The following is a 25,714-nucleotide window of genomic DNA, read 5'->3' as shown; positions in this document are numbered from 1 at the left end:
GGCCGCTTTCGGGAAACTGTAAAAATACTATCCATAAAAAAAAGAAAATAGGTAGTTGATGAATAAACAAAGGCCGACATCCAGCGGCCTTTGTTTATTTGATATGCTGCAGCAATGCCTGGTAATAATTTTCCATAGCCTTAGAATGATTGTTCAGGTAAAGATAAGGTTCAATAAGCTCCAGTTCCATCAATACCAGTTCTCCGTTAACAATGAGGCCGTCGACACGTGCGTAAAAGGTATCTTTAGCAAAGTGGTCTATGTAACTTTGCGCTGCTTTGATGTGTTCAGCAGGTGCTTCAGTTTCAAGTATGTTGCCGCCAAAAAATTGTTGTACCCGGAAATCGCCTGATTTTGGAACTTTAAGCAGGCTATGGCTGTACTTGCCGTTAAAAAATAAAAATGACCATTCTCCTTCACGAACCTCTTCCATGAACGGCTGAACCATATAGCTTTCCGCTTGCAGCAGCCGGTATACTTCTTCCTGTAAGGTGTTCAGGTTATCCCTGTCTATAATCAGTGTGTTTTTGGCACCCGCGCTGACACAAGGTTTAATAATCAGTTTTTGTGCCGCCAGGAAACCGAAGAAGTCGACTAAAAATGGCCTGGTGTTTTTTTCCAGGAAAAGAGACGGAATAATTTTAAACCCTGCATCCGAGATTTTTTTCAAATAATGCTTGTCACTGTTCCAGCGGATCAATTGGTAGCTGTTTAAAAGTTTTAATCCTTCTGCTTCCCTGTTGTTCAGCCAGTTGTTAAAATCCGTAAAATTTTCATGATAATCCCAGGGTGATTTGATCACTGCCATATCGAATTGCTGCCAATCCGCATCAGGTTCATTCCAAACCATGCGTTTACAATCCACACCTTTGTTCAATAAAAAATTAAGCAGCGCAGTATCTTCATCATATTCTGTTGCTGCACTGTATCTTTCCTGTATCTGGTAACTTATAAAAGCAATCTTCATCGGGTTAACGTTTTGGTAAAAGTAGCCATAATGTTTAAAAGCAGCTTTATTCGTACAGACATTTAAATATTAAAATGGAGGATAAATTTGGTAAATTATACCGAAAGGTATAATTTTGCCCTTGTCCAGAAGTACAACGTATGACCAAGGCAAACCGTACAAGGAATTTTATAATAGAGAAGACAGCTGCAATATTCAATACAAAAGGATATTCAGCTACATCTTTGTCTGATATGACTGCTGCTACGGGCTTAACAAAAGGTAGTATTTATGGAAATTTTGCCAACCGGGATGAGGTAGCAATTGCGGCATATGAATACAACAGCAAGGCACTGAGTGAGCAGATAGACCGTGCTTTGAATGCTAAAGAAACAGCGAAAGACAAACTGATGTCTTTTGTGGCACATTACCGTACAGCCTGGAAAGATGAATTTGACAGAGGTGGTTGCCCGATATTAAACGCCTCTGTAGAGGCTGATGACAATTTGCCTTTCTTAAAAGAGAAAGTGCAGCAAAGTATATCCAGCTGGGCCTTAAAACTCAGCCAGGTGATTGTAGAAGGGCAGGAGCATGGTGAATTTAAAAAGGAGGCCTCTGCGAGGGATTATGCTTATGTAATGATCACCCTGATTGAAGGGGGAATTATGCTGGGCAAGATCACGAATGATGAAAAGCACCTGTTTTTGGCGCTGGATAGGGTTGTTCAGCTAATTAATAATGAAATAATACGGTAAAATATTATTAAGAACCGTTTGGTGTAATTAACAAGTAAATATGAAAAGAGTAGTAGTAACGGGTTTAGGCGCTATAACCCCATTGGGGAATACAGTAAGCGAATTTTGGAAGAACATTGTTGCCGGAAAGAGCGGTACAGCAGCGATCACAAAATTTGATACTGCTAAATTCAAAACTAATTTTGCTGCGGAAGTAAAGGACTTCGATATTGAGGCTTATATTGATAAAAAAGAAGTTAAAAAGTATGACCTGTATACGCAATATGCGATAGCGGCCAGCGACCAGGCCATTCAGGACTCCGGCCTAAACTTTGAAACTATGCCGGAAACCGAACGTTATGAAGTTGGTGTGATCTGGGCATCTGGAAACGGAGGGATCAGTACATTTGAACAACAGCTGAAAGAGTACCACCTGGGGGATGGAACTCCGAGGTTTAGCCCGTATTTCATTCCAAAAATGATTGTAGATATTGCTGCAGGTGTAATCTCTATCCGCCATAAACTGCATGGTCCCAACTATGCTACCGTGTCTGCATGCGCCTCATCAAATACAGCAATTATCAGCGCTTTTGATACCATACGCTTGGGCAAAGCAAATGTCATGGTTGCAGGGGGATCGGAAGCTGCAATTACAGAATCCTCAGTAGGAGGATTTAATTCTGCACATGCCTTATCCAAAAGAAATGATAATCCGGCAGGTGCTTCCAGGCCTTTTGATAAAGACCGTGATGGCTTTGTTATCGGCGAAGGTGCGGGTGCATTGATTTTAGAAGAGCTGGAACATGCAAAGGCAAGAGGAGCGCATATTTATGCAGAAATTGTTGGTGGTGGTATGGCTGCTGATGCCTATCATTTAACAGGCACACCTCCAGATGGCCTGGGTGCATCGCTCGGTATTGCTAAAGCGCTGGCGGATGCTGGTATTGGCGCAGAAAAAATTGATTACATCAATGCACACGCTACTTCTACCGGATTGGGAGACATAGGCGAGCTGCATGGGATCAAAAAGATATTTAAAGAGCTTCCGGTGGCGATCAGCGCTACAAAGTCAATGACCGGCCATTTGCTTGGCGGTGCAGGTGCTATTGAAAGTGTCATCAGTATAATGGCTATAAAAGATGGCATTATTCCCGGAACCATCAATACAGAAAACATTGATCCTGAAATTCCGGCAGGCTTAAATCTGATCATCGGAAAGTCTGTTCATCAGCCGGTTAACTATGTGTTGAACAATACTTTTGGCTTTGGCGGACATACGGCAACTTCGATATTTAAGAAATATGAGGCTGATTAGGCTATAATTAAACGTATACCTGGATGGGTTCGGCCGTTTTTTGAATGACCGGACCCATTCTTATTTTTCGGGTAGTATACCAAAGCCCGAAACAGACTTTTGCTCTCCTAAAAATAAAAATTTAACTTGGCCTGATGAATATAGAATTCAACAAAAACGAGGATGTCAATAAGCAATCGGTTTACGAATTAAAAACCAGGCTTAAAAAGATATATAAAGGTGGGGGAGATAAAAATGCCGCCAAACAAAAAGAAAAAGGCAAGCTGCTGGCCAGAGAACGCATTGCCTATTTAACAGACAAGGAAACCGAGTTTTTAGAAATAGGCGCCTTTGCTGCAGAGGGGATGTATGCGGAACAGGGTGGTTGTCCTTCGGCGGGTGTAGTATGTGGTATTGGGTATGTTTCCGGCAGACAGTGTATGATCATTGCAAATGACGCAACGGTAAAAGCCGGTGCATGGTTTCCGATGACCGCTAAAAAGAATTTGCGCGCGCAGGAGATTGCCATGGAAAACCGCTTGCCTGTAATTTACCTGGTTGATAGTGCTGGTGTTTACCTACCTATGCAGGATGAAATATTTCCGGACAAGGAACATTTTGGAAGGATGTTCAGAAATAATGCCATCATGTCTTCAGCAGGCATTGTACAAATTGCAGCCATTATGGGTTCATGTGTTGCCGGCGGTGCTTACCTGCCGATCATGAGTGATGAGGCTATGATTGTTGATGGCACGGGTTCTGTATTCCTGGCCGGATCGTACCTGGTTAAATCGGCGATTGGTGAAGAGGTGGATAATGAAACACTGGGCGGCGCAACTACACACTGTGAAATATCCGGGGTTACCGATTACAAGCATCCAAACGACCAGGCCTGTTTAGATAGCATCAGGAACATCATGAGCAAACTGGGGGCGCCTGAAGTGGCCGGATTTGACCGGATTAAGCCTGTTCTGCCCAAAAAAGAGGAAGAAGAGCTTTATGGGATATTGCCTGAAAACAGGGAGAAACCCTATGAAATGCTGGACGTTATTGAGCGTTTAACCGATGCTTCTGAATTTGAAGAGTATAAAAAATTATACGGACAAAGTATCATCTGCGGTTTAGGACGTATTGATGGTTGGGCTGTGGGTATTGTCGCCAATCAGCGCAAGGTTGTTAAATCCAAAAAAGGAGAAATGCAGTTTGGGGGTGTGATCTATTCTGATAGTGCCGATAAGGCTGCAAGGTTTATCATGAACTGCAACCAGAAGAAGATCCCGCTGGTATTTCTTCAGGATGTTACCGGGTTTATGGTGGGGAGCAGATCGGAACAGGGTGGGATCATTAAAGATGGTGCAAAAATGGTGAATGCGGTTTCAAATTCAATAGTGCCGAAGTTTACAATTGTAATCGGAAATTCTTATGGTGCAGGTAATTATGCGATGTGTGGCAAAGCTTATGATCCCCGACTGATCTATGCCTGGCCAAGCGCAAAAATTGCAGTAATGGGCGGGGCACAGGCGGCAAAGGTATTGCTGCAAATTCAGGAGGCCTCATTAAAGGCCAAAGGAGAAACGATCAGCCCGGAAAAGGAAGCAGAACTGCTAAAGGAAATTACCGACAGGTATAACAGCCAGACCACTTCATATTATGCGGCTGCCAGACTATGGGTAGATGGCATTATAGATCCTAAAGAAACGAGAAAAGTGATTTCTATGGGGATTGAAGCAGCAAATCAATCACCTATAAAAAAGCAGTTTAATGTAGGTATCATCCAGACCTGAGCCCAATTATAATCTATATATCACAAAGTTGCATTTGTTGGTGCATTGGTATTTGTGTATAGACAGATAAAGCGTAATTTTGTATCACAATAGAAAAATATATGTTACAAGAACAAGAAATAGAACACGTTCCATGTTTAATTATAGGTTCAGGGCCTGCAGGTTACACGGCAGCAATTTATGCAGCCAGGGCAGATCTTAAACCGGTTATGTATACTGGTATGGAGCCTGGCGGGCAATTGACGCAAACCACTGATGTTGATAATTTTCCGGGATATCCAAACGGAATCATGGGGCCTGAGATGATGGAAGATTTTCGCAAACAGGCAGAACGTTTTGGTACTGATATCCGTTTTGGCTATGTAAGTGGTGTTGACTTTTCTTCTTTGCCGCATAAAGTAATCGTGGATGATATCAAAACGATTACTGCGGATACTGTGATCATTTCTACAGGGGCCACAGCAAAGTGGCTGGGGCTTCCTAGTGAACAAAAATATAATGGCTTTGGAGTTTCTGCCTGTGCGGTATGCGATGGTTTCTTTTTTAAAGGCCAGGATGTTGCGATTGTTGGTGCCGGTGATACGGCTGCTGAAGAGGCTACCTATCTTGCAAAGCTTTGCAATAAGGTATATATGCTGGTGCGCAGAGATGAATTCAGGGCCTCAAAAGCTATGGTACACAGGGTGTTGAATACTCCGAATATAGAAGTGATCTACCATACCGAGACAAAAGAGATCCTGGGTAACGGTAAAAATGTTACGGCAGTCAGGGTAGTGAATAACCAGACTGGTGCTGAAACTGATTTGCCGGTGGAAGGATTTTTTGTAGCTATAGGACATAAACCGAATACAGATATTTTTAAAGGATGGCTGGATATGGATGATACTGGTTATCTGAAAACAATACCCGGCTCTACCAAAACCAATGTTGAAGGTGTTTTTGCCAGTGGAGATGTGCAGGATAGTTATTATCGCCAGGCTGTAACTGCAGCTGGCTCAGGTTGTATGGCTGCGCTTGATGCGGAACGTTACTTAGCGGCTAAAGAACATGACTTGAAAGTGGTATCCTAGTTATTAATAAAAAATAATAAAGGGCAGGATCATTTATTGGTTCTGCCTTTTTTTGTGGTTTATTTAGTAAGATTTTTTTTACCTTAGGCATGAAATCAATCCAATTATTAACCAAAATGATGAAAAAACCATTAGCTATTGTTTTACTGGCATTCCTGTATGTGCATACTTTTGCGCAAGACGATATAAACATGGGAATTATCCCTGCTCCGGTAACTGTAAAGAAAAGTTCGGGGAATTTTAAACTGGATAAAACAGTAGTTCTGGTATCAAATGACGGCAAAAATGCAAAATCAGCCGATCTTTTAAATGCTTTTATTGTCAGCCGAGGCGGATTTTCTTTGAGAACAGTTAAATCGGCTACAGCAAATGAAAGGGCTATTGTACTCAGCTCGGCCGGCGCGGACCAGTTGCCTGCCGAAGGGTATAAAATCAATATCAGCCCTAAAAACATTACCATTACAGGTAAAGATGCCGGCTTATTTTACGGAGTTCAGTCCATAATGCAATTGATGCCAGAAAAACAAGACAACCAGATCCTGATCAATGCAGCCGAAATTAACGATTATCCGCGCTTTAAATACCGCGGCCTGCACCTGGATGTTGGAAGGCATATGTTTCCTGTTGTTTTCATAAAAAAATACATCGACCTGATGGCCCAGTATAAGCTGAACAATTTTCACTGGCACTTAACGGAAGACCAGGGCTGGAGAATTGAAATTAAAAAATATCCTAAATTAACGACTACTGGTGCCAGCAGAAACGGAACGATCATCGGTCACTACCCGGGAGTAAATAATGACGGAGAAGTCTATAAAGGATTCTATACCCAAAATGAAATAAAGGAAGTTGTAGCTTATGCTGCGGCGAGGTTCATCAACGTAATCCCTGAAATTGAAATGCCAGGGCATGCGAGTGCGGCAATTGCGGCTTACCCGGAGTTAAGTTGTTTCCCGGATAAAGATACTTTTGTGGCCGACATTACACCCTGGGTAGGTTCGCGTAAAGGCAAACAGGTACAGCAAACCTGGGGCGTGTTCGACGACGTTTTTGTTCCTTCAGAAAACACCTTTAAATTTTTAGAGAATGTTTTAGATGAAGTCATTGCACTTTTTCCTTCTAAATACATCCACATCGGTGGCGATGAATCTCCTAAGAAATATTGGGAGCAAAGCGAGTTTTGCCAGAAATTAATCAAGCAGCTTGGTTTAAAAGATGAGCATGAACTGCAAAGTTATTTCATTCAGCGGATTGAAAAATATGTAAATTCTAAAGGTAGGAGTATTATAGGCTGGGATGAGATTTTAGAAGGCGGACTGGCACCTAATGCAACGGTAATGTCCTGGAGAGGTACAAAGGGAGGGATCGCAGCAGCTCAGCAAAAGCATGACGTCATCATGACTCCAAATGCAGGTGGTCTGTATTTTGATCATAAACAGTCTGAATCTGCAGATGAACCAACAAATATTGGGGGACTGGCACCTTATTCAAAATCTTATGCTTACGATCCCGTGCCAGCTGAGCTTAGGGCAGATGAACAAAAATATGTAGTAGGGGTTCAGGCAAATGTTTGGACAGAATATATTCAAAGCTCGTCTAAAGTAGAATATTTTCTCCTTCCCAGATTGTTCTCTTTATCGGAGATTGCATGGAGCCAGAACTCGCGTAAAGATTTTAAGAATTTCTCAGAAGAGCGCTTACCGCTGCACTTATCAAGGCTGGATAAAACAGCTGCAAATTATTGGGTGCCAACACCCCTGGGACTGGACCAGAAAGTACTTAATGGTGAAAACTTCAGCATAACTTTAAAGGAACCCCTTACCGGATCAAAAATCTATTATACCCTTGACCTGACCCGTCCTTCCGAAATAGGAGAACTGTATACCAAACCCATCCAGGTAAAGGTGCCAAAGGGCCAAAAACAAATTTTAAAAACCATTGTGGTTACACCCGCAGGCAAACGTAGTGTGGTAACTGAAACTATATTAAACAATGGGAGTGCTGATGTAAAAGCTAAACAGGAATAATTGACAGACACATGAAAACAATAAAATATTTAAGAAGATCCAGCCTGATTTTTGCAACTGTGCTTTTAGTAACGTCCTGTGGTGGGAATCAGGAAGAAAAAACACCTGTAAAACAACAAACGGTAATAGCAGAAAAAACAAAGGGGCCATTTGCCTTTTATAAAGACATTAATGTGAAGCCCGGATTGAATTTTGAGGTGATCAGCTGGGGTAAAGGAATAGATAGTGTTGGTGGGTACTTGATATTGATGTCGGATTCCGTTAGAAATAATTACAATTCTTTTTCTAATGAGCGAAAAGGGATCATTACCGATGCCTGGAATATGGACATGGATAATGATGGAAACCCTGAGATCTATATCGAGTTACTGAGCAAGAAAAATGTATTGGATTTAAACGTTTACGAATACGCTGGTGGGGAGTTTAGAAAGATCACTTTTCCCCCATTGAGCAGTAATATGAAAAAGAACTATGCGGGCAATGATAAATTTACGATTAAAAACGGTGACCTGTTCCGTTCCTTCCCTGTGGTAAATCCGGCAGATACGACCATTAAACCAGGGGCCTTGAAAAAGATCGTATACCGGTTAAATGGCAATAGTTTTTCTGCAGACGAAGTGAAGCAGGAGTAAGCGCAGCTCATTTATACCAGCCGGTTGCTTTTGGCAACTTTAATCGCATCTGCTTTGGAGTTGACATTGAGTTTAACATATATATTTTTGATGTGCGTTTTAACAGTCTCAATCTCTATAAATAATTCGTTCGCAATCTGCGACCTGTCTTTACCCCGGGTAATCAGGCTAAGTATCTGGGTTTCCCTTTTTGTAAGTGGAGAATCTGGATTTTTTTGCAGGGAAGTGATGACCTTTTTTGCAACACTGGGACTCATCGGGCCGCCGCCCTGTAATACGTCTTTAATGGCTTCAATGATTTTTGAAGCAGCTGTGTTTTTAGTAAAGTAGCCCGAGGCCCCATTGGCCAGCGCTTCCAGGATGATTTTTTCTGTCTCATATACCGTTAACATGATGATATACACCTGCGGCAACAGCTTTTTCAATATCGGTATCGCATCTATACCGTTAGTTCCGGGCATTTGTATATCCAGGATAATCACATCAGGATTGTCTTTACTGATCTTCTGCCTTGCGACATCGAAAGACGGATAGGTATTTACCACCTGGTATGGAGAAGTATGGTTAATCAGATAGGTATAACCCTCTCTGATGGTCTGATCATCTTCTATAATCACTATTCTTGCGGCTGCCTGATTTTGCATTTTTTGATTTTTTAAATTTGACAGTGAGCGCTATCGTTGTTCCAGTATGATTGGAAAGGATACTTAAAATTCCGTTGATCCGCGTTGCCCGGACATTCATGTTGTTCATCCCATGGCCATTTTTAGCGGATTCCATATCAAAACCAGTTCCGTTATCCCGAAGCTGAACGTTTAAAACACCCTGGTCCATAGTTGCGGTAAATTTAACCTGATCTGCTTTTGAATGTTTCAATGCGTTGTGTATAGCTTCCTTAAAGATCATCAAAATATTTCTGCTGACTTCAAGCGAAAGCCTGGTGCCTGTATCATTTACTGAAATTTCTTCAACGAAACGAATGGAAGTTTCGTTGAACATCTCCTGGCCAAAGTCCCTGATGTGTGTCAGCAGTTCACCTAAGGTGTCATTTTTTGGATTTAAAGACCAGAGTATATCTTTTGTCCCTGTGTACAGTTCATTTACATTGGTCTTTATTTTTTGAAGGATTGCCCTTTTTTCTCCGTCATTTTGGTCTGTCATACTGATCAATACTTCTGATAAGACAGATATGCGGGTAAGTTTGTTACCCAGGTCGTCGTGAAAATCTTCGGCGGTTTGCTTTCTGATCTTAAACTGTTCTTCCAGTTTTATTTTAAGGCGTAATTTGCGCTGCCTTTCGTTCAGATTAATAATGACATATACCGAAAGTATAATGAGCAGAACAATAACAGCAAGTATGAAGATACTGAAAATGGCAGTCTGATAATAAGGCGGGGTGATTTCAAAATTAAGAGATGCGGTGTTGGCTGATTCCTGGCCTGAAAGGGTAACGGCTTTAACCTCGAAGGTATATTTGCCCGGCGGAAGAGCAGTATAGTTAACGGAAGAATTGATGCTGGGTTTACTGTATTTGGTGTCCAGGCCAATTAATCTGTACGTGTATGTCAAAGCCTTTGGGTTGGTTAGGTAAATGCCTGTAAAGTTGATGTTAAGGTGGTTCTGGTGATAAGGAATTGTTATTTTTTGATGGAGTTCATGTTCCTTGTAGGTAAGTTGCAGGTTGTTTTGTTCCCCTTTTTTATGTTGCGATAATATGCCTGCGGAATTAATGAAAACAAAGGGGGTGTGCTGTACAGAAGAATCTGTTTTGTTGTCATAAACGATCGCTCCTTTAGTAGTCCCTATCCAGATTTTATCTGAATACTCCAGCATTGCATTCTGATTACATTCTACGAGTAAAGCATTTTCACCGGTGTTTTTTATCAGGGCAAGGTCTTTTGAATTCAGCCGGTTTATACCCCTGCCTGTCCCAATCCAGATCACACCTTTTTTGTCGGGCAGCAAACTGTAAATATGGTCAGACAGAAGCCCGTTTTTAGTACTCAGCTGTTTAATTTTTCCGCTGATGTGGTTCCATACAATCAAGCCATTGTCAGCTGTTCCAAAAAAAATGTAAGGGCCATTTTTAAGCATTGATAAAATACTGGAACCTGCAACGAGTCTGAGTTTTAATTTCTTCTGTTCTTTTTTATGTGTAACCAGGTAGGCGCCGTTTGGTGTGCCTGTGATCACAGAGTCTTTGCCAATTTCGAGTAAACTACTGCCAAATTGATTCGATATCTGGTTTACCTTCCTGCTTTGAGCCACTATTACAAAGCAGCCAACATTGGTCGATAGCCATATGTTTTTATCCTGGTCTTCCATGATGGCATTGTAAGCCAGTCCAGTGCTTCCGTTGCCGATGCGCTTAAATTTATTTTTATGGTAAACCCACAACCCACCGCCAACCGTACCTACCCAAATATCATTTTGACTGTCTTTTAACAGAAAATTAATGCGTCTGGTATCTTCAGCGCTTGAAGGGATAACAAGCCTTTTAATCTGGTTATCTTTATGAATAAACAAACCATCGTAAGTACCCAGCCAGATTTCACCCGGTTCGGGGCCATTGACGATGCTCATGACGATATTGCTCTGCAAACCCTGCGACTCATCGAATGTTACATAAGCATTGCTGTTAAATTTGTAAATTCCGGAACCGTCAGTACCCAGCCAGATGTTGTTTTCGGCATCTTCAAACAGATATTTGACTACATTGTCGGTAAAACCATTTTTAGCATTAAAATGAATCATATGACCCATGCTGATATACCAGGCACCTTTATTTGTACCCAGCCAGATATTTCCTTTCGCATCCTGTATGATGGTTGTAGCCTTTTTGATCTTGTCAGCATACGCACTTTGTATTCTTCCATTTTCTGAAGTGAAAATGCCGTTTGTGGTCAGCAACCAGATTTTATCTTTTACCTGTTTATCCAGCAAAAGATCGGTTATAATTAAACTTTTTACCTCATGGCTGTTGATTTTTGGATGCCACTTGTTCTTTTCCTGATAATATACGCCATGCCGGTATACGGCAGCCCATAATTTACCTGAGGCATCAATGGCTAAGGTTGTGACCATTTCGGAAGTATCGCCGGTCACATTTATGCGTTCGGTTTTTAGTCCCTTCGTTTTAAAAAGATGTCTGGCTGATATGCCGTAGACAGTGCCGCCGGCATCGGTTACCAGATTTGCTGTCCAGTCATCTGTCGCCCTGTAATTATAAAAGGACCTGCGGTTGTAAGCAGATAGTCCCCGTTCAGAACCGATAAAAAGATTGTTTTGGGTATTGATCGTAAGCGATAAAATAAAATTGCTGTTCAGTCCGTCAGTTCTGCCCAGGTTAATAAACTGATTGCCATTAAAACAACTCAGCCCGCCCAGGGTGGCTATCCACAATCTTCGCTGTTTATCCTGGGTAATTGCTGTGACCTGGGATTGGATCAGACCATCTTCAATGTCATATTGCTCAAAATTGTACCGCTGACTGAAGGAATGAAGGTCATTGATCAGCAGAAAAAATACAATAAGACTTGTTTTTATGTAGGACACGGTTTAAAAGTATACAGTTTTCACCAATTGTAAATATAATTATCAATAAGCTGTTAAAAATCACCCCGGAAGGGTGGTTTTTGCAAGGTTATTCCTGTCTGCTATTAATTAATCTTGAGTACAACTCAAATCAATACCCGCTAACGAAATAACAAATATATATTAAAATAAAAAAATACCCCCTAAAGGGTTAGTGTTATTTGTTTGCATTATATTAAATTTGTTTAATCTTCAGTTAGTTATAGGGTGGCTGAAGTAGGGGATTATGGATTTTCATCAAAGTTATAAAGTCATTTTTGTTAATTGTGAAGAAACTTCGTTAAAGTTTTTCACGGATATACCCGGCTTTAGGCTATATGAGCGAATAGCTATAGAAGGAAAACAATGTCCTATTTTACAATTGAGCAATGGAGACTTCATGATGCTGGTAGAAAAGGAAGTTGTCGGACCTGATACCGTTGTTTTGAAAACGGATGATTGCCTGAGGGACTATCATTTATTCAGGAAAAAAAATATAGCTACACTAAGCAGACCACGTTATGTGGATAATGGTCTTGAACTTTGTTTTTCCGATCCAACAGGTAACCAGTTTGTTATACTGGAGGAGCGTGACTATAAAGATGCCTGAACAATAAAATTTGTGTCATGAAATATAACAGGATCCTGATCGATAAGAATGAAATTATAACTGAAGTTACCTACGATGCCCATAATCCTTTTTTTACCGGCAAATATGCTTTTAATGCCGTATTTAATGGTGAAGTAAATTATGCCATAGAAAAAAGACAGCTAACCCTGGTGCCGGGGAGCTTTATTTTTCTGAACCATGATACCTGTTATTCCAAAAAAATAGATTCGGCTGTTGAGGTTAGTACACTTTCGGTCTTGTTCGACCCCGAATTTGTTCGTGATTTTGAGTACGCATACTACACTGAAACAGAGACTTTACTGGATAATCCGACTGGTTTTAAACAAAGACAGCCCCGGTTTATTGAATCGATTTATCCCTTGCAGGGAGATATCAAATATAATTTACAACACCTTTCCAGGCATATTGAAAATGGAACAGATGACCAATTGCTGTTGAATGAATATTTATACCATTGCCTGATCAATTACTACAATCTATACCATTCAGAAATAGTGAGCAGGGAAGCATCCCTGAAATTTTTAAGCTGCAGTACAAAAACAGAAATATTAAGGCGCTTGTCAATCGCCAGGGATTATATGATCAGCAATTATAATAAAAATATACGACTTGATGACATTGCACAAACAGCTTGTTTGTCGGTTAATCATTTGTTGCGTACATTTAAACAAGCTTACCAGCAATCACCCCATCAGTTTCTTACAAAAATCAGGTTGCAACAAGCTAAACACTTGTTAAAAAATACAGACTACCCCATAAATGAAATTGTAGATATTTTAGGCTTTGAGTGTCCAAGTTCATTTATCAGGTTGTTCAGGAATTCTTTTAATGTAACTCCAGGTCAATACCGCTGAACCTGTTTTTTTTATTTTTCATTTAAAGTGGTATTAGCATATTGATTATGAATTGATTGGCTGAAATTTATAAGAAAAAAGCAAATGAAAAGCAAAATCTTATGGAGTCTGGCTATATTGGGTATAACCGGATTCAGCGTATCCGCAGATCCGGTTAAAGGGCTTACTTCAAAACCTGATCTCGTTATTGGCGCGTTTATAGATGCTCAAATGCACAATGACGCAACATTATTTGATGAAATCATTGATAATAATGCGCTGATTAGCGTATGCAGGGGAAAAGGAATTTTAAAGTATACTAAAAAGCAGGTGGTATCATTTTATAAAAAGATTGGCACTGTTAATCTGAACTGTGAATCTGACTACCAGGTACTTTCACAAGGTGACCATGCCATGGTGGTGCGTGTTGATTTTAAGTTTTATCATTTTACCCAGCAGAACTTTATTGCCATAGAAAAAGATAAAAATGGCAATTGGAAAGTTGTGAATGTAAATAGATTTAACATTTAGTAAACACAATGGTGATTTTCGCTTATTGATGGATAGCTTTGTTAAGTTAAATTTGAAGCAGGAAACCCAGTATATAAGTTTGGATGAATTTAATTTGGGTTAGTTAATAATAAGGTCATCCGAAGAGTCCGGATGACTTTTTTTTATGCCTGTTCTTTAAACTGACTGGCCAGTCGTTCAAATTTTTCAATCAGTAATGCAATTCTTTCCTTTTCTTTCTTTACCACAGCTTTACGTACCAGGGTAGAGCAGAAAACCATCCAGCTAAAAGTCAGTAAAATAACCAAAGCCCATAACCAGGTTTCAAAATAAGCCAGTATTTCCACAAAGCAGAGCGATATACCCAGGCTTAAGGCAATGGCATATATCCAGTAAAGTTTATTATAAAGGTTGAAGCGGCTGATCTGATAAAGCTTTAGATTCACAAGAAACTCATTTGGATGGGTGGTGAAATCATTTTTAGAAATCAGCCGGTGCCCCCTGTACAGCATCAGTGTAGTAACAGCAATCGCTGCTAAAAAAATAAATATTCCTGCATGGGTAGTCCATGACTGGAAATCAAACCATACCAACAGACTGGCCACTGCTACAAATGACAGCAACATACCTGCAATATTCAGTATAGATTTGTTGCGGATGGAATTTACTTCCTTTTTAGCTTGCATCAGCATTTCCTCAGATGAGATCTTTACCTCAATAGAATGTGATTGCCAAAGCGATTGTATGTGATCAAATTCTTGCATGCTGGTTATATAATTCTGTAAGTTTTAATTTAATGCGATGAATTTTAACCCTTAAGTTTCCTTCACTGATACCCGAAATGTCGGCTATTTCATGATATGGCAATTCATCAAGTACCATAGTAATGATGAGGCGGTCATTTTCTTCCAGTTGAGCAATGGATTTGTAGAGCAGCGCTATTTGTTCATTTTTTTCCGAAAGTTCTTCGGGTCTGTTTTCTATTATATTATCGGTAAGCTCATCCTTTGCCTGTCGTTTTTCAGATCTTAAATAAGTTAAACAGGTATTTACAGCAATTCTGTAAATCCATGTGGAAATGAGTGACTTGTTCCTGAATTTATCAAGATTTTGCCAAACCTTTAAAAAAGTTTCCTGCAGCAGGTCATTTGCTGCATCTTCATCCCCGGTATAACCGTAGCATAAATGGAAGATCTTTTTAGAATTTGTATCGAAAATTTGTTTAAATAATTGATCCTTTTTTTCCATCAATTAACGGCTAATGGTGGTTTGATTGTCCTAAGCCTGAAATGTTACAGCCTGGATGGGCAAAAATAATAAATGTTTGCGGGCTTGACACAAATAATTACTTTTGTTGCGAATCAAACAAACCATAAGTATATGAAACAAAACCGCGTGGGGTTAATCACTTTGTTGTTTATCACTGTTGCAGCATGCTTGGGTGTTTTAAAGGATTTCAACATTGTTGATGTTCCGGATAACGTCATGATGGCAACACGTTGGCTGCTGGCACTGGAACTGTTGGCTTATGCCTTAATCAGAAAAAACCTGACCACATGGATTTTGGTTTGTATGGTACTCGGGATATTTATAGGGATAGACTATCCGCATGTTGCTGTAGCACTTCAACCGCTGAGCAAAGGTTTCATTAAGTTAGTTAAGACCATTGTAGGACCTATATTGTTTGGAACCCTGGTTTATGGAATAGCCGGCCATTCTGATTTAAAACAGGTGGGGCGCATGGCATGGAAATCTATGCTGTATTTCTATTTTGCAACTACTATAGCCTTATTTATTGGGCTGGCTGCGATTAACCTTACCCATGCCGGAGTTGGCGTCAATATTGAGAATATGCCCCATAATGATCTGCCAAAGCCCGTAAAGGATGTGACAGATGAAAGCATACTGAGTACTTTGCCTGACGGCGTGCACTGGCTTTATAAAACACTGGCCTTCTTCAGGAACATTTTTCCTGAGAATATAGTGAAATCTGTTTATGATGCACAGATCTTGCAGATCGTTATTTTCTCGGTTATTTTTGGTATTGGTTTAGCTATGGTAGATGAAAAGAAAAGGAAACCAATGGTTGATTTCTGTGAGAGCTTATCGGAGACCATGTTTAAGTTCACCAATGTCATTATGTATTTTGCCCCGATAGGCGTAGGTGCAGCCATGGCCTATACCGTCGGACACATGGGGGTCGATATCCTGAAACACTTGTTTATGCTGGTGGCTACGTTGTACATGGCACTCATTGCCTTTATACTGATTGTGCTGCTGCCTATTGCCCTTTATATCAAATTGCCCATACTTAAATTTATCAATGCCATAAAAGAACCGGTATCCATTGCATTTGCGACCACAAGTTCGGATGCGGCATTGCCAAAAGCAATGAGTGCCATGGAGAAATTTGGAGTGCCGCGTAAAATTGTATCCTTTGTCATTCCTACGGGTTATAGTTTTAACCTTGATGGAACAACGTTATATTTGTCCCTTGCATCTATATTTGTAGCGCAGGCTGCAGGAATGCACTTGAGCTTTGGCGAGCAGCTGCTCATTGTATTTACGCTGATGATCACCAGTAAAGGGGTGGCAGCTATTCCAAGGGCGTCACTCATTATCCTGATCGCTACAGCAGATCAGTTTGGCCTGCCGACTTTTATTATTGCTGCCATTTTAGGAATTGATGAGTTGATGGATATGGGAAGAACATCTTTAAACGTTATTGGGAATTGTCTGGCCACGGTGGTGATTGCCAGGTGGGAGGGAGAATACAATCCCGATGCGGTTGAAATTAAGGAAGCATAAATATGAGTTCAAGAGGAAAAAAAATATTTCTGGCATTAACTATTGTGGTGCCGTTTCTGATTTATTGTGTTGTTTATTATACGCCAATGTTTCGTAACGCGCCATTTAAACTTAAAGAGTTTGAATCCATAGAATTTAAATGGGGGATGGGTAATGACCTGGAAAATAGCTACAACTCGGCTACGGGTGCTTATCAATATGTAAATGCGCAGGATTCTTTGGTCAAAACCAATGTTAAGCTTAGAAAAGATGATATTCTTTATCTGCATTCAAAAGCAAGTGAGCTGGGCTTCTGGAATTTTCCTGATGTGATCGCCAATTCAGGTACCAACCTGGATTCTTCTAAAGTACTGCGTTATGTGATGCAGTTCAATTACCAGAAAAAATCGAAGAAAGTGATATACGTTACCGATTATACTGAAATACAGAAACTTAAAGGTCTGGCAGAACAGATGAAAACGCTGTTGATGCAAAGCATTAACGATGCGGAAGAACGCTATGGAAAGAAAGCCCGTTAAAAAACTAAATCATTTATATTATTAGAAAATAATTTCTATATTTGCACCTCGATAAAAATAAACAATTTAAAATAATAATTAATTAACAATGTACGCAATAGTAAATATAGCAGGACAGCAATTCAAAGTTGCAAAAGACCAGCACCTTTTTGTACACCGTTTACAAGGGGATGAAGGCGCTAGTATTGAATTTGACAATGTATTGTTGGTTGAAGATGGTGGTAAAATCTCTGTAGGAGCTCCTGCATTGAAAGGCGCGACTGTTTCAGCTAAAATCGTGTCTCATTTAAAAGGTGATAAGGTAATCGTTTTCAAAAAGAAACGCAGAAAAGGTTACAAAAAGAAAAACGGTCACCGTCAGTATTTTACAAAGATCCAGATCTCTGGTATCAGTTTATAATTATTGTTGAACAAAAAATACCGTTCATTTCGGTAGTTAATAAAATATAAAAAGATGGCACATAAAAAAGGAGCCGGTAGTTCCAGGAACGGACGTGAATCGCATAGTAAACGCCTTGGTATTAAGATCTTTGGTGGACAGGCTGCAATCTCTGGAAACATCATAGTACGCCAACGCGGTACAAAACATCATCCTGATAAAGGAGTAGGTATTGGTAAAGACCATACTTTATTTGCTTTGGTTGATGGTACGGTAATCTTCAAAAAGAAACAAGACAACAAATCGTACGTTTCTATATTACCTGCAGCTGTAGTTGCTCCTGTAGCAGAAAAAAAAGCTCCAGTTGCTAAAGCTGAGAAAGCAGAAGCTCCAGTTAAAGAAGTAAAAGCTGAAAAAGCACCTGCTGCTAAGAAAGCACCTGCTAAGAAAGCAGTTAAAGCAGAGACAGAAACTACTGAAACAGAAGCTGCTCCGGCAGAATAGTTAAAAGTATGGCATAAAAAAAGGTCACAACAACTGTTGTGACCTTTTTTTATGCCATATCATTCAGGCCGAGGTGCTCCGTGCTAAATCCTAACCTTAGCTCTCCTGGCTTTTATATGGTTTAGCTCCTGTTCCAGTTTCTTTAACGAACTGGTAAAATTTCTGAACGAGGTTTCGAGATCATTTAAGATCACATCTATTTTAGCTGGACTTTCGCTTGCAGGTTTAGCATCTGTTCCATGGAGTAACCAATCGTATGTTCTGCTATAATAACTGGCAATTTCATGTAGTGTGTTGAACGAAGGGTACTGATTGCCAAGCTCTATTTGAGAATAATTACTTCTGGATAAATTTAGAATATTGGCTATAAAAGCCTGTGAAAGACCGTTTTTAATTCTTAAGTCCTTTATACGTTCACCAATCTCTTTCTTTGATAGAATTTCTTGCATAAGTAATATATATTTCGTTGATTTGTGATGGACGGGATAATTTTTGCTAAGAAATAGAGCAATTATAGCTCCATAAAATTTGTTAGGGTAGTATTTGTGTTGAAAGGGGTTAACTATGTTAATGCCAAACCAAGATTGGATTATAAATAAAAGAGGTATTTATGATGATGAATATGCGCTGCAACAGCTTAAAATACGTTGAATATGCCAAATAGAAACGGTTGCGGACCAAGCTCAAGTTCCTATTTTTTAATTGATAAAAATTATCAGCTTACTTTTTTTAAGATAGATTCGCCAAATGATCTGGGTAGTCTTCTTGCAAAAAATCCCGTAGTTGGGGAGTCAGTTGTGGAAATCATTGCACAACAGTACAGGAGTCGCCTTAGCAGTTTGCTGGCCAGATGCTTTGAGGGAAATTGTTTCAGCATTGAACAAAGACTTTCCGTATTTAAATCAAACGACCTTATTTTTCATATTATTTTTACTCCTTTAACCGTCAATAAACGGACAGATGCAATTGTTTGTACTGTGGTGGATATCAGCAGTTCAAAAGGAGTGATCAATATGATCAAGGCCTATTCACATTTAACTTCACACCAGTTAAGAGCCCCAATTACCAACATTTTAAGTCTTTCCACCATTACCAATTACGCCAGACTGGCCTCATATGATGCTTTAAAGATCAGTCAGTTGCTCAATGATATCAATGTTCAGGCAGTTAAACTGGATGAGATCATCAAGGTGTTGAACAATATGCTGAATAAGGAGGATCATGTTGATCTGTTTGATCAACTGAGCCCCAAATCAGATCATAACCACATTGTATTGGTTGATGATGATGTTGTTACCAATAAACTCCATAAAATGCTGATCAGAAAGCACCATAGCGGCAAAAGGATTGTACTGTTTGATAACCCGCAAAAAGCACTTACCTATATTCAGCAGCATACACCTGATCTTATCCTCCTGGATCTGCATATGCCGGAGATTAATGGCTGGAAATTTCTGGAAATGATGGAAGAACTCCATATTTTTATTGATGTGGTCATTGTATCTTCATCTATAGATCCGGGAGAACGCTCTAAAGCGAAATCCTTTCTGTCTGTTAAAGATTTTTATACCAAGCCTTTAACCATTGAGAAAGTGAATCAATTGCTGGATCACTAAACTAGTGTTCCCTGCTCATGAGCAGGTCTGCCAGTTCAAAAAGTTCAGATTTCCTGGATTCAGCTACCGTTAAGGAACTCAGGGCATCAAATGCTTTATCCGCATAGTTTCTCATTTCTACATTCGCCAGCTCCCTGATGTCATATGCATTATAAAGACCGGTAATATTTTTTATTTTATCAGCATAATCTTTATTCATACTTTGTTCGTCCAGTTTAAGGAGGTCGGCAGGGCTGGCCAGCTCTTTTAATTTCAATAACAGCAGCGTTTTTTTATTCGCAATGATATCTCCACCTACTTGTTTGCCGAATTTCTCCGGGTCGCCGTAAACATCCAGGATATCATCCTGAAGCTGGAAGGCAATCCCAAGGTTCACACCAAATTGATAAAGCTGCTCCGCTTCGGTAGCGCCTGCACCAGCAACCTGTGCGCCTAGTTTCATAGCTCCACCCAAAAGTACCGCAGTCTTTAAACGAATCATGTTGATGTATTCAGGGATGCTCACCAGGTCCTGCTGCTCAAATTCCATATCCAGCTGCTGGCCTTCGCACACTCCCTGTGCAGTAGCATTAAATGTTTCCAGCGCTTTCTTCAATATCGCGCTGTTTAGCATAGACAGTTGTTTATTGGCCTCAACCATCATCACATCACCACTTAAAATCGCATTGTTAACGCCCCATTTTTCGTGTACGGTTTCTTTACCCCGTCGCAGCGGGGCATTGTCCATAATGTCGTCGTGTATCAGCGTAAAATTATGAAAAGTCTCAATGGCCAGTGCCGCAGGTAGTGCCTCCAGGATATCGGTTTCAAATAGATCTGCAGCCATAAGGGTCAATGCTGGTCTGATCCTTTTGCCGCCCAGGCTCATGATGTAACGGATGGGTTCATAAAGTTTTGCTGGCTGAGCCGGATAATTGATGTCTTGAATAGCGTTTTCTATAACTTCTTGTAATTGAGCGGGAGTATACATGATGTTTACCGGAATCTATTTTATTGAATTAAAGTGAAGTCTATCTGGCGTTTGGCAAGGTCTACTTTTTTTACTTTTACCTGTACTTCATCGCCCAGCTGATATTTTTTCTGTTTGCGCTGACCAACTATGCAATAATTTTTCTCGTCAAGTACATAGAAATCATCTGTAATGTCTCTAAGACGTATCATGCCTTCACATTTATTTTCAGTCAGTTCCACATACATTCCCCATTCGGTAACACCGGATATGATACCTGCGAAGGTATTACCTACGTTTTCTTCCAGGTATTCAGCTTGTTTATATTTAATAGATGCTCTTTCCGCATCAGCCGCACGTTTTTCCATAGCAGAAGAATGTGAAGCTGCAATTTCATATTCCTCCTCATTGGCAGATTTTTCATTGTTTAAATAAGCGGCCAGTAACCTGTGCACCATTACATCAGGATACCTGCGGATGGGAGAGGTGAAATGTGTATAATGATCAAATGCCAGTCCGTAATGACTGGTTTTCTTGGTGGTATAAATGGCTTTAGCCATAGAACGGATGGCCAGTTGCGTCAGTACGTTCTGTTCTTTCTTGCCTTCCACATCTTCCATGAGGTAGTTTAAAGATTTTGCAATCTCCTTATCCGATTTCATATTGATCTTATAACCAAAACGTGCGGCAAACAAAGCAAAGTTACCCAGGTTTTCCAGGTTAGGTGAATCATGGGAGCGGTAAACAAAAGTATATTTCTGTTTTCCTTTACCTTTTTTAGCAATAAATTCAGCCACTTTTTTGTTGGCAAGGAGCATAAAATCTTCTATCAGTTTATGCGCATCCTTACGTTCTTTTACATAAACGCCTATTGGTTTGCCTGTTTCGTCCAGCTTAAATTTCACTTCTGTACTTTCAAAACTGATCGCGCCGTTTTTAAATTTTCTGTCCCTTAAAACATAGGCAAGCTCATTCAGTTTCAACAGCTCAGCTGCATAATCGCCTGTTTTGTTTTCAATTACCTCCTGTGCTTCTTCATAACTGAAACGCCTGTCGGAATGGATCACTGTGCGTCCAAACCATTCGTTAACCACATTTGCTTTATCATCCAGTTCAAAAACGGCAGCAAAGCAAAGCTTATCTTCATTGGGCCGTAAGGAACAAACCCCATTGCTTAAACGTTCCGGCAACATCGGAATTACACGGTCTACCAGGTATACCGAAGTGGCCCTGGAATAAGCTTCTTTGTCCAGGCTGCTGTTGGGCTTCACATAATGCGATACATCAGCAATGTGTACACCCACTTCATAATGGCCATTTTCCAATGTTTTAAATGAAATGGCATCGTCAAAGTCTTTTGCATCAGCAGGGTCTATCGTAAAGGTAACGGTGTCCCGAAAATCCTTGCGGCCCTTTATCTCGGCCTCAGTTACCTGTTCTGGGATGGCATTAGCCTCCTGCTCCACTTCAGCAGGGAAACTCAGGGGAAAGCCGTACTGCGCAAGTATGGCATTCATTTCTGTATTGTTCTCGCCCTGTTCTCCCAGGATGTTGATGATCTTACCAATTGGATTTTTAGCGCCTTCCGGCCATTCTGTAATGCTGACCTGTACTTTTTGCCCATTTTTTGCGCCGTTGAGATCACTTAGCGGAACAAAAATATCATGGAGCATTTTACGGTCGTCAATATTTACAAAGGCATAGCGGTCAGAAATCCTGATCACACCAATAAAGTCTGTTTTTGCCCGTTCTATGATCTCTACAACTTCACCTTCATTTTTACGCCCGCTTTTTTTAGCGTAGATATAAACCTTAACCTTATCGCCGTGCAGGGCATTGTGCAGTTTCCTGGCCGATACAAACACATCTTTTTCAAACTCATCATCAGGGATGATAAATGCGGCGCCATCAGCTGTCATATCTACTTTACCGGTAATGAAGGTTTTCAGGTCTTTTAGCCTGAATTTTCCCTTTTCAGGTTCTGAGAATATACCTTTTCTTGCCTGTTCTTTTAATATTTCCAGTATGGTTTCCCTCGAATCAGCGTCGGTAAGGTTTAGTTTAGCCGATACCTGTTTGTAATTCAGGGCTTCTTTATTACTTTTCTCCAGTACATCGCTAATCAATTGGATTAAAACGAGTTCTATATGAGATGATTTCTTTTTTGCCATAATCTATTTATGAATCACCCGAAGGTAACAATTTGAACTGAGTATTGTTGTATTTTGTACCTTTGATGACCAGCTAATGGTTTAACTTAACACGTTATAAAATGATTGAAGATAGAGAACGAAAGACCGGTAAAGAGATACTGATGATCCTGGTTAAAGCCGTTGTCTATCTGTTTCTGGTCTATTTCTATATCCATAAACCCTTGCTCTATGCAGAATATCCCCGATTAGATAAAGCAGCAGGTGCAGTTATGGTTTTTTTGGGCCCAAGTCTGGTTATATCAATTGTACGATTGATTATCATTTACTGGTACATCCGCAAGCATAAGTTTAAAAGCAATGTAAAAGACAATTTCATCCTGGGTATCAACCGGATCCAATCCATTTTAAATACCGTATTTTTTGTCATTGCAGGTATCACTTTATTTAATGTGGATATCAAAGATTTTATATTCAGCGTGTCTATTGTTGCGGCAGCGATAGCGGTAACATTTAAAGACTACATCAATAATATGATCAATGGGCTGATCATCATGTTCTCAGACAGGCTTTCGCTGGGTGATCATATTAAAATAGGGGAACATGAGGGTAAGATCCTCGACATCACGCTGATCAATATGATCCTGCAAAATGAAGACAGTGATATGGTGATCATTCCTAATTCGTTGGCTTTCAGTTCTGTAATCGTTAACCAATCCAAACAGAATACCAAGAAACTGAGTATTGAATTTGACATGTCCCTGAGCAATGGCTTCACTCCTGAATACCTGGAAAATCATTTATATAAGGTTATTCATGACTATTCGGAAAATGTTGTAGAACAGGGATTAACTGTTAAAACCATCGCCATAAATAAGGATGTGGCCATATTTAAGGTCATGATCTTATTGAAAAGATATGATAAATTGAAAGAAAGGGAAATCAGGAGAGCAATCAATACAGCACTGATCAGACTTTCTGCCACGCTACATAAGGACAAACAAATCGATACCGAAAAAAAGGAATCCTTTTAAGCATTGCCAGGTATGGCTGCAATCAGCTTCCTGGTATACTCCGCCTGTGGGTTATGGTAAATTTCTTCAGGAAAACCCTGCTCTTCAATTTTGCCTTTGTTCATTACGATCATCCTGTCAGATATGTGTTTGACTACGGCCAGATCGTGCGAGATAAAGATATAGGTCAGTCCAAACTCCTGTTGCAATTCCCTCAGCAGGTTTAACACCTGCGCCTGCACGGATACATCCAGCGCCGAAACCGATTCATCACAAATGATAAACCTGGGCTGCAGGGCCAGGGCCCTTGCAATTACGATACGTTGCCGCTGCCCGCCCGAAAATTCATGTGGATACCGGTTAAAATATTCCGGCTTTAAATCTACCCGGTTTAATAAATTCAGTACATGGTCTTTCCGCTGTTCATTGTTGTCAAATATCCCATGAACCTGCAAAGGCTCCATCAGAGCATTTCCAATGGTTAAACGTGGGTTAAGAGAGGAGTATGGATCCTGAAAAATGATCTGGATGTCTCTTCTCATGTTTCTTAATCCAGCGGTATTTAATGCCGAAAGGTCTGTTCCGTCAAATAGCAGCTCGCCCGAGGTAGGCTCAACCAGCCTTAGAATGCTTCGCCCTAAAGTGGTTTTTCCACATCCCGATTCACCAACCAGCCCTAAAGTTTCACCAGGAAAAACATCAAAAGTAATGTCGTCCACTGCTTTTACGTAGGCTGTTGTTTTGCCGAAAAGCCCCTTGTTGATCGGGTACCAGGTACACAGCTGTTTTACCTGCAGTATAGGTTCCCGGCTGTAAAGGTCCTGCCTGCGCTGCTCAATTTCGGCTGATGTATAACTGTTGATTTCCAGTAAATGTTTCAGCCCCATATCTTTGTTATCGTGCAGGAAATCCGCAACCACCGGAAGTTTTTTCAACAAGCGCTGAGGGGAAGGACGGCAAGCCAGCAAACCCTTGGTATAAGGATGTTCCGGACTGTTAAACAGTTTTGCTGCCGGTCCCTGTTCCACAATCTGCCCTTTATACATTACTGCCACGTCATCCGCAATTTCACTGATCACCGCCAGATCGTGCGAGATAAAGATCATAGCCATTCCGCGTTCCTGTTTAAGTTTTAGCAGCAATTGCAAAATGGTTTTCTGTACCGTAACATCCAGTGCAGTAGTCGGCTCGTCTGCAATCAGCAGTTCCGGATTGCAGCTTAAGGCCATGGCGATCATTACCCTTTGCTTTTGTCCGCCCGAAAGCTGGTGTGGGTAACTGTCAAATATATTTTCTGGACGGGGCAGCTGTACCTCCTTAAATAAAGCGATCGTTTTCTCTTTTGCTGTTTGCCTGTCTACCTGCTGGTGCAGCATAATGGCTTCTTTAACCTGGTAGCCACAGGTAAAAACCGGGTTCAGGGAAGTCATGGGCTCCTGGAAGATCATGGCAATTTTGTTGCCCCGGTATGTTCTGATCTCCTCGGATGACAGACCGAGCAGGTTGATGTTCTCAAAATCAATATGGCCGTCAATTTTTGTGCCTTGCGGATCATGTAACCGCATAATGGAAAATGAGGTAACTGATTTTCCGGAACCGGATTCGCCTACAATACCCAGTACTTTTCCCTTTTCAACCTGGAAATTTACACCATTTACCGCCTTAAGCCAGGATTTATCCTCTTTATTAAGAAATTGTATGTTTAGATTTTTAACCTTTAGCATCTGAGAACCAAGGTAGTGA

24 protein-coding genes are annotated in these 25,714 nt (G+C 40.5%); 15 read left to right on the top strand and 9 right to left on the bottom strand.

Annotated elements, in window-relative coordinates; all coding sequences use genetic code 11:
• Positions 1-94: 94 nt before the first annotated feature.
• Entirely contained in the window at positions 95-967 is an 873-nt protein-coding gene (locus R2Q85_RS21400) for a hypothetical protein (protein WP_316813837.1), read from the bottom strand.
• Between the two features lie 140 nt (positions 968-1,107).
• Here R2Q85_RS21400 and R2Q85_RS21395 point away from each other — a divergent pair, with 140 nt between their 5' ends.
• From R2Q85_RS21395 to R2Q85_RS21370, 6 genes are all read left to right on the top strand, one after another.
• Positions 1,108-1,701 (top strand): TetR/AcrR family transcriptional regulator, encoded by a 594-nt coding sequence (locus R2Q85_RS21395; RefSeq protein ID WP_316813836.1) that lies wholly within the window; start codon positions 1,108-1,110, stop codon positions 1,699-1,701.
• Between the two features lie 40 nt (positions 1,702-1,741).
• Positions 1,742-2,995, top strand: a complete 1,254-nt coding sequence (gene fabF / locus R2Q85_RS21390; RefSeq protein WP_316813835.1) for a beta-ketoacyl-ACP synthase II — start codon at positions 1,742-1,744, stop codon at positions 2,993-2,995.
• Positions 2,996-3,129: 134 nt separating this feature from the next.
• A complete protein-coding gene (locus R2Q85_RS21385) occupies positions 3,130-4,758 on the top strand; it encodes an acyl-CoA carboxylase subunit beta (RefSeq protein ID WP_316813834.1) in 1,629 nt (542 codons plus the stop codon).
• Positions 4,759-4,859: 101 nt separating this feature from the next.
• Positions 4,860-5,828: a thioredoxin-disulfide reductase gene (gene trxB / locus R2Q85_RS21380; protein ID WP_316813833.1), complete on the top strand. Its 969-nt coding sequence runs from the start codon at positions 4,860-4,862 to the stop codon at positions 5,826-5,828.
• Between the two features lie 116 nt (positions 5,829-5,944).
• The gene (locus R2Q85_RS21375) at positions 5,945-7,855 is read left to right on the top strand and encodes a beta-N-acetylhexosaminidase (protein WP_316813832.1); all 1,911 of its coding nucleotides are present in this window, start codon (positions 5,945-5,947) and stop codon (positions 7,853-7,855) included.
• A gap of 11 nt (positions 7,856-7,866) precedes the next feature.
• The gene (locus tag R2Q85_RS21370; RefSeq protein WP_316813831.1) at positions 7,867-8,487 is read left to right on the top strand and encodes a hypothetical protein; all 621 of its coding nucleotides are present in this window, start codon (positions 7,867-7,869) and stop codon (positions 8,485-8,487) included.
• An 11-nt stretch (positions 8,488-8,498) separates the two neighbouring features.
• Here R2Q85_RS21370 and R2Q85_RS21365 read toward each other — a convergent pair whose 3' ends face one another.
• Together R2Q85_RS21365 and R2Q85_RS21360 are read right to left on the bottom strand one after the other, a co-directional pair.
• On the bottom strand, positions 8,499-9,131 hold the full coding sequence (locus tag R2Q85_RS21365) for a response regulator transcription factor (RefSeq protein ID WP_316813830.1): 633 nt from the start codon (positions 9,129-9,131) through the stop codon (positions 8,499-8,501).
• Positions 9,088-12,042 (bottom strand): two-component regulator propeller domain-containing protein, encoded by a 2,955-nt coding sequence (locus tag R2Q85_RS21360; RefSeq protein ID WP_316813829.1) that lies wholly within the window; start codon positions 12,040-12,042, stop codon positions 9,088-9,090. The genes R2Q85_RS21365 and R2Q85_RS21360 overlap by 44 nt, the downstream gene beginning before the upstream one ends.
• Positions 12,043-12,307: 265 nt before the next feature.
• Here R2Q85_RS21360 and R2Q85_RS21355 point away from each other — a divergent pair, with 265 nt between their 5' ends.
• The 3 genes from R2Q85_RS21355 to R2Q85_RS21345 all read left to right on the top strand — a co-directional run bounded on the left by R2Q85_RS21355 (position 12,308) and on the right by R2Q85_RS21345 (position 14,055).
• Positions 12,308-12,670, top strand: a complete 363-nt coding sequence (locus R2Q85_RS21355; protein WP_316813828.1) for a hypothetical protein — start codon at positions 12,308-12,310, stop codon at positions 12,668-12,670.
• A 17-nt stretch (positions 12,671-12,687) separates the two neighbouring features.
• Positions 12,688-13,545, top strand: coding sequence for an AraC family transcriptional regulator (locus R2Q85_RS21350; RefSeq protein ID WP_316813827.1), 858 nt, complete (start codon positions 12,688-12,690; stop codon positions 13,543-13,545).
• A gap of 84 nt (positions 13,546-13,629) precedes the next feature.
• Positions 13,630-14,055, top strand: coding sequence for a hypothetical protein (locus tag R2Q85_RS21345; protein ID WP_316813826.1), 426 nt, complete (start codon positions 13,630-13,632; stop codon positions 14,053-14,055).
• A gap of 143 nt (positions 14,056-14,198) precedes the next feature.
• On the opposite strand, the gene R2Q85_RS21340 is transcribed toward R2Q85_RS21345, so the two are convergent.
• Together R2Q85_RS21340 and R2Q85_RS21335 are read right to left on the bottom strand one after the other, a co-directional pair.
• A complete protein-coding gene (locus R2Q85_RS21340; RefSeq protein ID WP_316813825.1) occupies positions 14,199-14,798 on the bottom strand; it encodes a hypothetical protein in 600 nt (199 codons plus the stop codon).
• The gene (locus R2Q85_RS21335) at positions 14,785-15,282 is read right to left on the bottom strand and encodes an RNA polymerase sigma factor (RefSeq protein ID WP_316813824.1); all 498 of its coding nucleotides are present in this window, start codon (positions 15,280-15,282) and stop codon (positions 14,785-14,787) included. The genes R2Q85_RS21340 and R2Q85_RS21335 overlap by 14 nt, the downstream gene beginning before the upstream one ends.
• A gap of 132 nt (positions 15,283-15,414) precedes the next feature.
• Between R2Q85_RS21335 and R2Q85_RS21330 the strand changes: the two genes are divergently transcribed.
• The 4 genes from R2Q85_RS21330 to rpmA all read left to right on the top strand — a co-directional run bounded on the left by R2Q85_RS21330 (position 15,415) and on the right by rpmA (position 18,243).
• Positions 15,415-16,842, top strand: coding sequence for a dicarboxylate/amino acid:cation symporter (locus R2Q85_RS21330; protein WP_316813823.1), 1,428 nt, complete (start codon positions 15,415-15,417; stop codon positions 16,840-16,842).
• Positions 16,843-16,844: 2 nt separating this feature from the next.
• Positions 16,845-17,360: a hypothetical protein gene (locus R2Q85_RS21325; RefSeq protein WP_316813822.1), complete on the top strand. Its 516-nt coding sequence runs from the start codon at positions 16,845-16,847 to the stop codon at positions 17,358-17,360.
• Between the two features lie 88 nt (positions 17,361-17,448).
• On the top strand, positions 17,449-17,760 hold the full coding sequence (gene rplU / locus R2Q85_RS21320) for a 50S ribosomal protein L21 (RefSeq protein WP_008241463.1): 312 nt from the start codon (positions 17,449-17,451) through the stop codon (positions 17,758-17,760).
• Positions 17,761-17,814: 54 nt separating this feature from the next.
• On the top strand, positions 17,815-18,243 hold the full coding sequence (gene rpmA / locus R2Q85_RS21315; protein ID WP_316813821.1) for a 50S ribosomal protein L27: 429 nt from the start codon (positions 17,815-17,817) through the stop codon (positions 18,241-18,243).
• Positions 18,244-18,326: 83 nt separating this feature from the next.
• Here the strand turns inward: rpmA and R2Q85_RS21310 are convergent, their stop codons facing one another.
• Positions 18,327-18,692 (bottom strand): helix-turn-helix transcriptional regulator, encoded by a 366-nt coding sequence (locus R2Q85_RS21310; RefSeq protein WP_316813820.1) that lies wholly within the window; start codon positions 18,690-18,692, stop codon positions 18,327-18,329.
• A gap of 204 nt (positions 18,693-18,896) precedes the next feature.
• Between R2Q85_RS21310 and R2Q85_RS21305 the strand changes: the two genes are divergently transcribed.
• A complete protein-coding gene (locus R2Q85_RS21305) occupies positions 18,897-19,859 on the top strand; it encodes a response regulator (RefSeq protein ID WP_316813819.1) in 963 nt (320 codons plus the stop codon).
• Position 19,860: 1 nt separating this feature from the next.
• Here R2Q85_RS21305 and R2Q85_RS21300 read toward each other — a convergent pair whose 3' ends face one another.
• On the bottom strand, positions 19,861-20,829 hold the full coding sequence (locus tag R2Q85_RS21300) for a polyprenyl synthetase family protein (protein ID WP_316813818.1): 969 nt from the start codon (positions 20,827-20,829) through the stop codon (positions 19,861-19,863).
• Between the two features lie 20 nt (positions 20,830-20,849).
• Positions 20,850-22,979 (bottom strand): ribonuclease R, encoded by a 2,130-nt coding sequence (gene rnr, locus R2Q85_RS21295; protein WP_316813817.1) that lies wholly within the window; start codon positions 22,977-22,979, stop codon positions 20,850-20,852.
• A 101-nt stretch (positions 22,980-23,080) separates the two neighbouring features.
• Between rnr and R2Q85_RS21290 the strand changes: the two genes are divergently transcribed.
• Entirely contained in the window at positions 23,081-23,992 is a 912-nt protein-coding gene (locus tag R2Q85_RS21290) for a mechanosensitive ion channel family protein (RefSeq protein WP_316813816.1), read from the top strand.
• Here R2Q85_RS21290 and R2Q85_RS21285 read toward each other — a convergent pair.
• On the bottom strand, positions 23,989-25,695 hold the full coding sequence (locus R2Q85_RS21285; protein ID WP_316813815.1) for an ABC transporter ATP-binding protein: 1,707 nt from the start codon (positions 25,693-25,695) through the stop codon (positions 23,989-23,991). The two genes, R2Q85_RS21290 and R2Q85_RS21285, sit on opposite strands and share 4 nt — an antisense overlap.
• Positions 25,696-25,714: the final 19 nt, after the last annotated feature.

The organism is Pedobacter heparinus (assembly GCF_032678725.1).
GTDB lineage: Bacteria > Bacteroidota > Bacteroidia > Sphingobacteriales > Sphingobacteriaceae > Pedobacter > Pedobacter heparinus_A.
This window is presented reverse-complemented; position numbering and strand designations above follow the sequence as displayed.